Source organism: Haloarcula limicola, from assembly GCF_010119205.1.
GTDB lineage: Archaea > Halobacteriota > Halobacteria > Halobacteriales > Haloarculaceae > Haloarcula > Haloarcula limicola.
This window is the reverse complement of record NZ_WRXM01000005.1, coordinates 1-12,028: the sequence shown is the minus strand read 5'-3', so window position 1 is coordinate 12,028 and position 12,028 is coordinate 1. Positions and strand designations below refer to the sequence as shown.

Below are 12,028 nucleotides of genomic sequence, written 5' to 3'. Positions count from 1 at the left end.
TAGTGTCGTGAACTCACGGTTCACACGTTGTGTTCATGAATCGCGACTAGCAGGGACGCAAGTTCCTCTCCGATGAACGAGCGGAGCTGCTCCCCGGTTTCGGCGCTGGCCTGTTCAGGGGCACCGATAGCTCCCGAGTCGGAATAGGCTTCGAACGGTCGATACACGGAGACGGAGCCGCCGTCAAGGAGATCCTGGCCGCCCCACGGGTAGTGTTCGTCCAGTAATTCGCCATCTCGCGTATCGGGTTCGCCCACGAGATCCGGCCGGAGAGCGAGCATGAGCGACGTTTCGAACTCACCACCGTGTGCCATTCCCCCGGTTTCGGTCGTTCGTATCTCTTCGATCAGCTCCGGTACCAGTTCAAAGTACGTCGTTCCGAGCACCTCCGCGTCGGTTTCGACCCCGACGGTACTGACGACGGCATCGACGAGGGGGCCATTGCCACCGTGGCCATTGACGAACAAAACGGCGTCAAATTCGTTTTCGATACCGGTGTGCGCGATGTCTTCGAGGATAGCGCGCATGTGTGCGAACTCCAGTGACAGCGTCCCTCCAAGCGAAAGGTGGTGTGGAGAGTAACCGCTCCAGACGGGCGGCGTAACGACGACCGGCTCGTCGTCGAGATGGTCGAACGCGGCGTCGACCATCGCTTCTGCGAGAAGTGTGTCAGTAATGACCGGCAAGTGGTCGCCATGCTGCTCCACACTACCGATTGGAATCACCAGTACAGACCCCGGTCGGGCGCCGACTGCTTGGATTTGACTGGCGGACATGCCAGCCCACTCGTTACTACGTTGGCCGATAGCGTCGTATAGCATCTTACGTAGACTCCGTCCGCTGTAGGTCGTTGATTGCGACTCGCTGCCCATCGGTATCGAACAGGTGAATATCGCTCTCGTCGAACCCGAGCGTGATTCGATCGTCCCGTTCCGGGCTATACTCGCTATCGACGCGGGCCACGACCTCCTGTGATTCGTCTACAGTCCGCAAGTTCAGGAAATTGTCCGACCCCATCGGTTCGACCACGTCGACGATCGTCTCGATGTATCCTCCCTCGTCCTCTACGACGAAGTCTTCCGGCCGTACACCGAGTGTGTACTCGCCGTCTGGGACATTGATATCGAGAGTAAACGTAGAAGTGGCCGATTCGAATCTGACGCCATCGGCGGTGTTCGTCGCAGTAACCTCGAAGAAATTCATCGACGGTGACCCGATGAATCCCGCAACGAACTCGTTGTTCGGCTCGTCGTAACACTGCTCGGGCGGGTCGACCTGTTGTAATCTGCCGTCGTTCAGGATGACGATTCGGTCCGCCATCGTCATGGCCTCTGTCTGATCGTGGGTGACGTAGACGGTCGTGATGCCGAGTTCCTCTTGGATCCGCTGGATCTCGGTCCGCATCTGCGTCCTGAGTTTCGCATCGAGGTTCGACAGCGGCTCGTCCATGAGGAACACCTCCGGGTCGCGGACGATGGCTCGCCCCAGCGCCACGCGTTGTTGCTGGCCACCGGACAGCTGTTTCGGGAGATCGTCCATGAGGTCCGATATCTCCAGCATTTTGGCCGCCTCCTCGACGCGCTGATCGATCTGGTCTTCGAACTCCTCCGAGAGACGCAGTCCAAAGGACATATTCTCACGCACAGTCATATGCGGGTATAACGCGTAGTTCTGGAATACCATCGCGATATCCCTATCCTGGGGACGAACGTCGTTGACGACTTCGTCACCGATGGAGATCTCGCCGTCAGTAACCGTTTCCAGTCCAGCAACCATCCGAAGCGTGGTTGATTTTCCACAGCCTGACGGACCGACTACGACGACGAACTCCCCGTCTCCCACGGCTAAGGAGAGTTCTTCGACGGCGAGGACGTCGTCCTCGTATACCTTGGTCACGTTCGACAGTGTAACTTCACTCATATCGAGTATGGGAAGACTCGCCATCGCGCATAATAAATGTTGGTAGTCTTGACAATGGTCGGATAGACACTCACGTTGAAACGGACGTAATATGCCGCTAGAACTACCGCAAGTCGAGTAGACGTGTTGGGATTCATTTGACCGCCTTCTAAACAGCACGGCCAATTATAGCATCAGATGGCCTCTAAGCCCGAGAATACCGACGACACAATCGGAGCGGTCCAAAGGGACGGCGTCGGTAGTATCTCTTAACACAGTTGAAAGAGAATTTGTTTTCACTGCCCAGTGAACGAGGATTATTATCGGGTCTGAGAGACCTTGAGATCCGCATATTGCTCCCCACGACGCAGATTGGTTGATTCGTGTTGACGATTATCACGAACCGAAGCTACGCTCGCCCCAAAAAATAACAAACGTACATATATTACTCCATAAGTAGTCGAGGAGAAGAGGCGGCTTTTCAATATGGTTGGAAACATTTTGCAGCCTTGGGTAAAATTTTTTACCCGGGACGAATTATCGTGTGACATGCCTGACCAAGCGAACAAAACTATCAATTCAGTCGAAACGACGTTAGATATTCTGTCCGCGCTGAGCGGACTTGAACCGATCACCCTCTCCGAACTCGCCACTCATGTGGAGGTGCCGACCAGTACACTCTATATTCACCTCAATACGCTCATCGAGCGGGGGTACGTCGTGAAAGAGGCAACCGAATATCGACGGTCGTTCCGATTTCTCGAACACGGCGGTAGTGTTCGTCAGCAACTGGACGCCAGCCAGCTACTCCAAAACAAAGTTGAGGAAATTAGCCGCAAGACCGGCGAAATCGCTGGCGTCGGACTCGAAGAGCACGGGCGTCGTGTTATCGTATACCGGAGTTCTGGACAAAAAGCAGCCGGGGACGAAATCCCGATCGGTAATCACACGCATATGCACTGGACGTCACTCGGTAAGGCCATTCTCGCAAATCTGCCGCCGGAAAAACGAGACAGGATAATCGAGAACTCCGGTCTCCCCGTAGGAACCGATAACACATTGGATTCGCCCCAAGCGCTCGAGACTGAACTCGAACAGATTCGGGAGCAGGGGTACGCCATCGATGACGAGGAACATCTGCGCGGCGTTCGTGGAATTGCAGTCCCGATATTCGACGAGGAACAAGACGTTCTGGTTTCATTCGGAATTACCGGTCCTCGGGATCGATTCACTACTAAATATATGGCAAATCTGTTGGACGTCCTCAGATACGCCAAGAATGAAATCGAAGTCCAGAATCAGTACCACGACTATAGGACTATTGACGGATAGGTCCACGTTACACGTCTGGATAACCGAATGTGACTCTCGTTATGATTATACATCGTCAATTTATTTTTATAATCCGCTAAGATATCATCCCTGACGACGACCACGTGGAGGCCGTCCACGAGGACGCAGTCATTGCGGTCGAAGCCCTGCTGACGAGTCTCGACGACGAGCAGTCTCACGAAGACGAGAACGACATGGAGACTCCTGATAGATGGAACGATCATGAAGATTGGGACGAGGCACTCGAGATCGCCCGTGAGAAGGCCGACCTCCCATCGGGCAACGGAACGCTGACGACGAAACTGATCGACGGGCGGAGTTACTACTACCTGCAGTGGCGTGAGGACGACCAGATCAAGAGCCAGTACGTCGGGCCGGTCGAACCGGCGAAGTGAGCGGGACGTCCACTCTTAGCTGTTACTCTCTACACTAGTACTGGACAGACGCTCCCCGACCACCAGGCCGGTCCCCCGCAGGCTTGACTGACCGGCCCGGTCCGCCGCTAATCCCTCTGATGGGTCCAACTGACACGAACGGCAACGATCTGCGGGTACTGGTAGTCGTCTAGAAGACCAGTCCCGCGGCGTTCTGGAGGATGACGATCCAGATGATGCTCGAGACTCCGAGCACGAGCGTCGCGAGCGTCCAGGCCTGGTAGGCCGTCGCCGTCTCCATGTCGGAGAACTCCGTGATGATCCAGAAGTAGGAGTCGTTCGCGTGACTAACAGTCATACTGCCGGCGCCAATCGCGAGGACGGCAAACACTCGGCCGAGCTCCGTATTCAATCCGAGCGACGCAAGCAGCGGCGCGACGAGACTGGCGGTGGTCAGAATCGCGACCGTCGAGGAGCCCAGCGCCGACTTCATCGCCGCGGCGATGATGAACGCTGCCAACAGCCCGATGCCGAGGCCACCCAGCGTGTCGGTGATGAAGCTCTGGAGCGGCAGTGCACCGAGCACTTCGCCAAATGCGCCGCCAGCGCCGGTCACCGCGAGGATGACGGCGGCATTTTTGATCCCGTCAGAGACCCATTCGTCCGTGACGCTGCTGTCGAAATCGGGGACGATCGCGAAGGCGATGAACGCACCGATGAGCAGTGCGACCGCCGGATCCCCGAGGAACAGCAGCCAGCGTTGGAGTGTCCCGGTGATCAGTTCCGGATTCTCCGCTTCAGGATACGCCGCAATCGACCCGATCGCGATGAGTGCGATCGGAATGAGTAGCGGCGCGAACGACGCGGCGCGCGATGGCATCGACCCATACTCGTCTTTGATCTCGTCGATCGTCATCTCCGGATTGGGATCGATGTGATAGTTCGACGCGACTCTGTCGGCCCATATCGCAGCGACGAAGACGATCGGCGCACTGACGATGATCCCGGCAAGCATGACGAGACCGATGTCTGCACCGATAATCCCCGCGGCCGCAATTGGGCCCGGTGTCGGCGGGACGAACACGTGCGTGACGTAGAGCCCACCAGCGAGTGCCACACCGAGTGTCGACAGCGAGAGGCCGGAGCGCTCGGCCAATGACCGGTTTAGCCCCGAGAGGATGACGAATCCGGAGTCACAGAACACCGGAATGGAGACGAAACTCCCCGTGATCGCCATTACCTCTGTGGTGTGTTCTTCGCCGACGTAGTCGAGAATCGTCTCCGCGATGACGATCGCTGCGCCGGACCGTTCGAGACAAGTGCCGATGATTGTCCCGGCGATGATGACGATTCCGATGTAGCCGAGGATACCGCCGAACCCGTCCGTCACCAGCGTGGCGGCTTCTGCGGGATCGAGCCCCGCGATGAGCCCGGTCAGGTAGGCAGCGATAAGAAGTGCAAGGAATGCGTGCAGATCCAACTTCGCCGTGGCAATGATGATAAATGCCACTGCCCCGACGAGTAACAGTATCAGTGGTAATCCTTGAAGCATGCACTCAGGCTACAGTCAGGAACGACCATGGACTTTACCATATAGTGCTCTTGGCACTGTAAGAATCCGTGATGTCTGTACGGCGGTGCTTAGTTAGGTGTGATAAGTGAGGCGGACCGATTTCTTAGCTATACACTACTCATTAATCGACAGGTACGAGAATTTCAACGTCTACGAGCCTCCCGAAGTGAAGAAGGTGGTCAACGCGTTCTACAAGCAGGTTTCTCCAGAATCGTCGCGACGCCTTCCGACCGGATGCGCTCTCAGATGACGTGATTCCACTCGTCGCTGCCTTCGCAGCACAAAGTCACGGGGATGCTCGTAAGGCAATCGACCTGTTCCGTGGCGCCGGCGACCTCGCTGACGAGCGTAGTGACAACAGCGTCGAGGAACATCACGTCCGCGAATCACAGGAAGAGACCGACAAGGACCCTTCCTTGAAGCTCGTCGAGGGACTCACGACGCAGAAAAAGATCTCGCTGTACGCTACTGCTTCCGTCGCGCATTACTCGAAGCGCTCGGGAAGTTCTGTTCCGAGCCCCGTCGGATTCAAAGCGTATCAGTGGGTGACGGACGAGCTCGACGCGGACCAGATGACTCGAGAGACGTACGTCAAGTATGTCAAGGAGCTTCCCACGTACGGATTGATTTCGGCATCGAGGAAGAGCCGCGGTCGCGGTGGTGGGATGTACATGAAGTTCACCTTCACGGGTGACCCCACGGGAATCATGAAACGGATCACGGAGGACACCCGATTGGAGAGTATTGCCGAACAGGAGGAACTCCTCCGAACGGTTGTCAACGCACAGCTGAGGGACTTCCACCAGGACTGAGGGTGGCGCTTTTCGCGGAGTCTGAGTGTAGACACACCCCCCGTCGTCGATGTGTAAGTCCCTGACCCCTCCCTCCGTCATCGATATGTAAATCACCGATGAAGGACGGGTAGAGACGACAGAGCGAACTGCTCGTGGATATCCGGATTGACGACAGTCGCAACACCTTCGACGTCAATCAATCCATACTCCTCCCGAAGCAAGTCGTGAATTTCGTTCGCGATGGCTGTCGCCTCGGCAGTCTAAGCAGAAATACCGTTGGGGCCTGTCCCAGACATCTCAGTAAAGAGTTCATTCTCATTCATCGCCACTACCCCACTGGCGGTCACGAACACACAGCTGAGGTCTAATTTCCAGCGCAACACCGGTTTAAAATTCGATATTAATTGAACACCTGATCGAAGGCCTCGTCAAGAATATCGATTGCTTCCCGAATTTCAGTTTCATCCACACAGAGTGGCGGACAGACGATAAGCTGGTAATCTGGACGCCCCATCCCTACTAAGAGGCCCTGTTCTTCGGCTATCTCAGTAACGTCGCTGAGTGGATTGTCGATATCTTCGTCGCTAACCCAACTATTTTTGAACGGTTCGCCCGTCTCAGGGTCTTCGACGACAATAGACCAGTGGAATCCGCGGCCACGAACCGTTGTAATTTCTTCGTGGTTCGCCGCCAGGGTCTTTAATTCGTTTTCGAGCGTCGGTGCGAGGTTTTGGACGTTCTCAATGAGATGGTCCTCATACTCATCGATCGCCGCGAGCGCGGCTGCACACCCTACTGGGTGACCGGCGAACGTCTGCCCTATGTCCGTCCCACTCCGAATCGACTCGCCGACCTCCGGGCGCATCAATACGCCGGCGAGCGGGGCGTAGGAACTGGTGACTCCCTTGGCGAACGTAAGCATATCCGGGATGACGCCTTCAGTCTGCATTCCAAACATCTCACCACAGCGACCGAATCCAGTAATGACTTCGTCGGCGATCAGAAGCACGTCGTACTCGTCACAGATTTCTCGCAGTCGTTCGAAGTAGCTTGGCGGCGCAGTATAGCCACCGCTCGACCCGGCTACCGGCTCGATAAGGACGGCAGCAACGGTCTCCGGGCCCTCGTTTCGGATAACGAATTCGACGTGGTCGGCGGCCTGCTTCGCGAGCTCTTCCGGCGAATCCGCATCGAAAGGCGAGTCATATGCCCGCGCAGGAAGGAACTTCACCGCACCGGTCGTGGCTGCGTGGGTCTCCACGGCGTTTCGCGTCGTCGGCTCGCCCGTGAGCGCCCCTGCCCCATACGTACTTCCATGATAAGAGTTCCAGCGCGTCAGAATCTTCGAAGCGTCCTGTTGCTTCCGAGCGAACTGGATTGCTAGTTCGTTGGCCTCGCTTCCAGAAACAGAGAAGACGACATCGGAAAGAGGACCGGGAGCGACGTCTGCGAGTTTGTCAGCCAGTTCGGTTCGAGTGTCGTTCTCTTTGGCTGAGGAGACGTAAGGAATCCGCTGTAGTTGCTCGGTCATTGCGTCGATGATGTTTTGATTGTCGTGACCGGCGTTAGCACAGTAGAGCGACGAGACGAAGTCAAGATACGCCTCGCCGTTTTCGTCGAAGAGATATGGTCCCTCTCCCTCGTTCACTGTGAACCGGCTGCCCTCCGGGTCGTGCCAATGGGGGATATGAGATGAACCTGACACCGAAATCTCCGTTTTGCTATTGTATGCCATCTCATTCTACGCCTTAATTTTCGAACCATATATTACTTTCGCCGACAGAGTGTCGTGGTCACTTCGAATATGTCTAAAATCCAAATAACTGGGAGAATATAGAATACTGGCCAATATTGGCACCAACAAATCAGCTATTATCCTACATAGTGTTGGTCGGGCTATGAGCGTGCTCCTACTGAGCAGCGAGAACGTCAGAGACTGCGCGGAGATGAGCGACGTCATTCCGGCGGTTGAAGATGCCTTCGCCGCCTACGAACGCGGAACCGCACAGATGCCGGCGAAGTCCTATATCGACCTCATCGAGTACAACGGCGACTTCCGCGCGATGCCGGCGTACATGGACGCAGGCGAGTGGGATGCCGCCGGTATCAAGTGGGTCAATGTCCATCCCGATAACCCGGACGACCACGGCCTGCCGACGGTCATGGGAACGATGATCTACTCGGACCCCGACACCGCGCTTCCGCTCGCGATCATGGACGGAACGGAGCTGACGATGAAGCGGACGGGGGCCGCGGCGGCCGTAGCAACCGACTACCTCGCCGTCGAGGGCGCCACCTCGCTCGGCATCATCGGTGCAGGCGTCCAATCGTACACGCAGGTGCAGGCTATCTCCGAAATTCGACCAATCAGCGAAATCGTCGTGAGTGACCCCGATGATAAGCGCGCGCAGGCGTTCGTCGACCACTTCGAAGACGAGTTCTCGGTGCGGAAAGGCGATATCGCAGAAGCGGCATCGTGTGACGTACTCTCGACTGTTACGCCGGTTCGAGATCCAATCGTGAGTCGCGAGGACCTCGGCGACCACACGCACGTCAACGCGATGGGTGCGGATGCCGAGGGCAAGCAAGAGTTGGCCGACGAGATTCTGCTTGAAGCGAAACTCGTTATCGACGACCACGCACAGACCACTCACTCGGGCGAGATCAATGTCCCGTACTCCGAGGGAACGATTGTCGACGACGACATCTACGGTGACCTCGGCGAGATCGTTGTAGGGAACAAAGACGGCCGCATCGAAGACGATTCCATTACAGTCTTCGATAGCACCGGACTGGCGATACAGGATGTGGCGGCCGCACGCGTCACCTACCGCGCCGCCCGCGAAGCCGAGAAGGGGGCCGAGTTCGACCTGCTCGGCACTGACCGCTGAGGCACACGCACTCTTCTCCGTTCTCGACGTCCGATTCAATTTTTCGATTCGCTACGCACCGAGTGATATCTCGGGCGAAATCCGAACTGCGTTCGATAGAAGTGCGATTTTATAGACTACTCGTCGCGCGGACGGAGTTCCGGGTCGTCAAGGGCGACGTTGACAGTCTTGGTCTGCTGATACTTCTCGAGCGTCTCTTTCGCACATTCCCGGCCGATCCCTGAGCGCTTGAACCCGCCGAAGGCCGTTCCTGGGACTAACCGTCCGTACTGGTTTACCCAGACAGTCCCCGCGTCGATGTCGTCGGCGGCTTGATGGGCAAGCGAGAGGTCTCGCGTCGCGACGCCGGATGCAAGACCGAAGTCGATGCTGTTGGCTATCTCGATTGCCTCCTCGTAATCCTCGAAGCCGATGACCGACGCGACGGGGCCGAATATCTCTTCCTGTGCGATTCGCATGTCGTTGTCCACGTCGTCGAAGATTGTCGGCTCGACGAACCAGCCCTCGCTGTCGCCGGCTGGGTCAATCGGCTCGCCGCCGTATGCCAGCGTCGCGCCCTCTTCCTTTCCGACTTCGACGTATTCGCGTACCTTCTCGAACTGCTGCTCGGAAGCGAGCGGACCGAAGTCCGTCGAGTCCCGAAGCGGGTCGCCGATCTCCCGGGCCGCCGCCTCCTCGACGAACAGGTCGAGGAACTCGTCGTGGACGGATTCGTGGACGACAGTCCGGGAGAAGGCGTCGCAGGACTGGCCCGTGTTGTAGAAGATGCCGTCGGCGGCGATCTCGGCGGCCTGCTCTAAGTTGGCGTCGGGGAAGACAATGAAGGGCGACTTCCCACCGAGTTCCAGCGTAACGGGCGTTATCTGCTCGGCGGCGGCCTTCATCACGACTTCGCCGGTTCTGTCTTCGCCTGTGAAAGAGAGCTTGTCGACCCCCTCGTGTCTTGTCAGCGGCGCGCCCACCTCGTCACCAAACCCGTGGACGACGTTGAGCGTCCCATCGGGGAGGACGCCTTCTGACAGTTGCGCGATGCGCGTCGCGGTCAGTGGCGTGTTCTCCGCTGGCTTCAAGACGACGGTGTTGCCCGCCGCGAGCGCCGGGCCGAGCTTCCACGAGGTAAGTATCATCGGGTAGTTCCACGGGACGATAAGGCCTGCGACGCCGTACGGTTCCTGCGTGGCGTAGGCGTGGACGTCGTCGGCGACAGGGACCTGGTTCCCCTGTTCGCCACGAACGATATGAGCGTAGTACTCGATGTAATCGAGTGCCTTGCCGACCTCGTACTCGGCGTTCGCGAGTGGCTTCCCGGTGTCCAGACTTTCTAAGAGCGCCAGGTCCTCGCTGTGGTCTCGCAGCACGCCGGCCCAGTCGAGAATCGCGTCGGACCGCTCGGATTTCGTCAGTTCGCCCCATTCTCCCTCGAAGGTCTCCCTTGCGGCATTGACGGCGGCATCGACGTCTTCCTCGCCGCAGCGTGAGACCGTCGTAATCGGTTTCTCGATTGCCGGGTCTCGCGTCTCGAAGCGTTCGCCGCCCGCGGCGGTGTGTGCCTCGCCGTCGATCCACGCGTCGAACCGCACGTCGGCCGTCGCCTCGTCGATCGCTCGCTGGTGGTTCTCTCGCATCGTCTCGGTGAATTGACTCTGTGTCATATGGTATTGTTCTCCGTTGGAATCAGCGTTCGACCCAAATCGTCTTTGCGTTGGTGAACTCTCGAATGCCGTGTCCGGCGAGTTCCGACCCGTAGCCTGACTCCTTCACGCCGCCGAAGGGGAGGCGAGGGTCCGATTTCACGACCTGGTTGACGAAGACGTTGCCCGCGGTGATGCGCTTTGCGAGCGCTTCGCCCCGATCGGCGTCGGCCGTCCAGACGCATCCACCGAGTCCGAACTGCGTGTCGTTGGCCGCCTCGACAGCCTCATCGTCGCTCCTCACCGGGAAGACGGCCGCGACGGGACCGAACAGTTCCTCGGTCGCTGCCGGGCAGTCCTCGGGCACGTCGGACAACACTGTCGGCGGGTAGAAGTTCCCCCCGCGGTCCAGCGGTTCGCCGCCGGTCTCGACGGTCGCACCCGCCTCGACAGATCGTCGCACCTGTGAATCTAACTCCTCCAGCAGGTCGGCGCGCGCCTGCGGACCGACGTCGGTCGTTTCGTCGGTCGGGTCGCCGACGGTCAATTGCTCGGCCGCGCGCCCGAACCGCTCCACGAACTCTTCGTGGACGGACTCGTGGACGAGGAAGCGCTTCGCGGCGATACAGGTCTGCCCGGAGTTTTGGTTTCGCGCCGTCACGGCGGCGTCGACGACCTCGTCCAGCGGTGCGTCATCGAGCACGATGAACGGGTCGCTTCCGCCCAGTTCCAAGACGGTTTTCTTCAGGTTCTCGCCGCTCGCCGCCGCGACCGCTCGGCCGGCTCTCGTGCTCCCGGTGAGCGTCACCGCGCGGATCCGGTCGTCCGCGATGACGTCAGCGACCCGGTCGGCTTCGATCTGCATCGATGCGAACACACCGGCTGGATAGCCCGCTTCCTCGAAGCACGCTTCGATGGCGTTCGCACAGCCGAGGACGTTCGGCGCGTGTTTCAAGAGGCCAACGTTGCCGGCGGTGAGCGCGGGCACGGCGAAGCGGAACACCTGCCAGAACGGGTAGTTCCACGGCATGACCGAAAGTACCGGCCCGAGCGGTTCGTAGGAGACGTACGTCTTCGTCCCCGGCTCGGCACCGATTCGCTCGTCCTGGAGGTGCTCCGCGCTCCGCTCGGCGTAGTAATTACAGAGATCGGCGCACTTCTCTACTTCGGCGACGGCCTGGTCAATCGGCTTCCCCATCTCGCGGGTCATCGTCGCCGCGTACTCCCCAGCGTTCGATCGCAGGACCTCGCCGAGCGAGGCGGCAAGGGACTCCCGCTCCTCTATCGGGCGTTCGCGCCAATCTCGAAAGGTCTCGTCAGCGCGGCTCAGTATCTTCTCGACTGTCTCCGGGCTGTGCGGTTCGTACGTCGCGAGTGGTTCGTTCGTCGCTGGGTTTGTCGTTTGCATCATGTATGTCCTTTCAATAGTCGACTCAGACGCCGCGGCCCTGCAGTTGCTCCTCCTCGGGGAGGTCGGCGTTGGCGTCGCCGCGCATCCCCGAGCCGATGTTCTTGCTGATCTCGGCGAGCGCCT

At 58.5% G+C, this 12,028-nt stretch carries 9 protein-coding genes and 2 pseudogenes; 4 read left to right on the top strand and 7 right to left on the bottom strand.

Annotated features, from left to right (window positions below; all coding sequences use genetic code 11):
- Nucleotides 1–20: 20 nt before the first annotated feature.
- Complete coding sequence (locus GO488_RS18290) at nt 21–821, bottom strand: creatininase family protein (RefSeq protein ID WP_162319297.1); 801 nt, start codon at nt 819–821, stop codon at nt 21–23.
- A 1-nt stretch (nt 822) separates the two neighbouring features.
- Nucleotides 823–1,920: an ABC transporter ATP-binding protein gene (locus GO488_RS18285; RefSeq protein ID WP_162319443.1), complete on the bottom strand. Its 1,098-nt coding sequence runs from the start codon at nt 1,918–1,920 to the stop codon at nt 823–825.
- A gap of 528 nt (nt 1,921–2,448) precedes the next feature.
- Between GO488_RS18285 and GO488_RS18280 the strand changes: the two genes are divergently transcribed.
- Both GO488_RS18280 and GO488_RS18275 read left to right on the top strand, forming a co-directional pair.
- Entirely contained in the window at nt 2,449–3,231 is a 783-nt protein-coding gene (locus tag GO488_RS18280; protein WP_162319296.1) for an IclR family transcriptional regulator, read from the top strand.
- Nucleotides 3,232–3,335: 104 nt separating this feature from the next.
- Nucleotides 3,336–3,626 carry a DUF6788 family protein gene (locus GO488_RS18275; RefSeq protein WP_241692974.1) on the top strand — a complete coding sequence of 97 codons (291 nt, stop codon included), beginning with the start codon at nt 3,336–3,338 and terminating at the stop codon, nt 3,624–3,626.
- 169 nt (nt 3,627–3,795) lie between these two features.
- Here GO488_RS18275 and GO488_RS18270 read toward each other — a convergent pair whose 3' ends face one another.
- Complete coding sequence (locus tag GO488_RS18270) at nt 3,796–5,157, bottom strand: GntP family permease (protein ID WP_162319295.1); 1,362 nt, start codon at nt 5,155–5,157, stop codon at nt 3,796–3,798.
- Between the two features lie 224 nt (nt 5,158–5,381).
- On the opposite strand from GO488_RS18270, the pseudogene GO488_RS18265 reads away from it, so the two are divergent.
- Nucleotides 5,382–5,990: pseudogene (locus GO488_RS18265) on the top strand (cell division control protein Cdc6); the annotation flags it as partial.
- A gap of 382 nt (nt 5,991–6,372) precedes the next feature.
- Here GO488_RS18265 and GO488_RS18260 read toward each other — a convergent pair.
- Nucleotides 6,373–7,707 (bottom strand): aminotransferase family protein, encoded by a 1,335-nt coding sequence (locus tag GO488_RS18260; protein WP_162319294.1) that lies wholly within the window; start codon nt 7,705–7,707, stop codon nt 6,373–6,375.
- Nucleotides 7,708–7,870: 163 nt separating this feature from the next.
- On the opposite strand from GO488_RS18260, the gene GO488_RS18255 reads away from it, so the two are divergent.
- Nucleotides 7,871–8,863 (top strand): ornithine cyclodeaminase family protein, encoded by a 993-nt coding sequence (locus tag GO488_RS18255; RefSeq protein ID WP_162319293.1) that lies wholly within the window; start codon nt 7,871–7,873, stop codon nt 8,861–8,863.
- 116 nt (nt 8,864–8,979) lie between these two features.
- On the opposite strand, the gene GO488_RS18250 is transcribed toward GO488_RS18255, so the two are convergent.
- The 3 genes and pseudogenes from GO488_RS18250 to GO488_RS19985 form a co-directional block, all read right to left on the bottom strand.
- A complete protein-coding gene (locus tag GO488_RS18250) occupies nt 8,980–10,515 on the bottom strand; it encodes an aldehyde dehydrogenase family protein (RefSeq protein WP_162319292.1) in 1,536 nt (511 codons plus the stop codon).
- A 22-nt stretch (nt 10,516–10,537) separates the two neighbouring features.
- Complete coding sequence (locus tag GO488_RS18245) at nt 10,538–11,902, bottom strand: NAD-dependent succinate-semialdehyde dehydrogenase (RefSeq protein WP_162319291.1); 1,365 nt, start codon at nt 11,900–11,902, stop codon at nt 10,538–10,540.
- A 25-nt stretch (nt 11,903–11,927) separates the two neighbouring features.
- Nucleotides 11,928–12,028: pseudogene (locus GO488_RS19985) on the bottom strand (pyridoxal 5'-phosphate synthase lyase subunit PdxS); the annotation flags it as partial.

Coding starts and splice junctions, on each gene's coding strand:
- GO488_RS18290 (WP_162319297.1), bottom strand. CDS start 821: ATGCTATACGACGCTATCGGCCAACGTAGTAACGAGTGGGCTGGCATG.
- GO488_RS18285 (WP_162319443.1), bottom strand. CDS start 1,920: ATGAGTGAAGTTACACTGTCGAACGTGACCAAGGTATACGAGGACGAC.
- GO488_RS18280 (WP_162319296.1), top strand. CDS start 2,449: ATGCCTGACCAAGCGAACAAAACTATCAATTCAGTCGAAACGACGTTA.
- GO488_RS18270 (WP_162319295.1), bottom strand. CDS start 5,157: ATGCTTCAAGGATTACCACTGATACTGTTACTCGTCGGGGCAGTGGCA.
- GO488_RS18260 (WP_162319294.1), bottom strand. CDS start 7,707: ATGGCATACAATAGCAAAACGGAGATTTCGGTGTCAGGTTCATCTCAT.
- GO488_RS18255 (WP_162319293.1), top strand. CDS start 7,871: ATGAGCGTGCTCCTACTGAGCAGCGAGAACGTCAGAGACTGCGCGGAG.
- GO488_RS18250 (WP_162319292.1), bottom strand. CDS start 10,515: ATGACACAGAGTCAATTCACCGAGACGATGCGAGAGAACCACCAGCGA.
- GO488_RS18245 (WP_162319291.1), bottom strand. CDS start 11,902: ATGCAAACGACAAACCCAGCGACGAACGAACCACTCGCGACGTACGAA.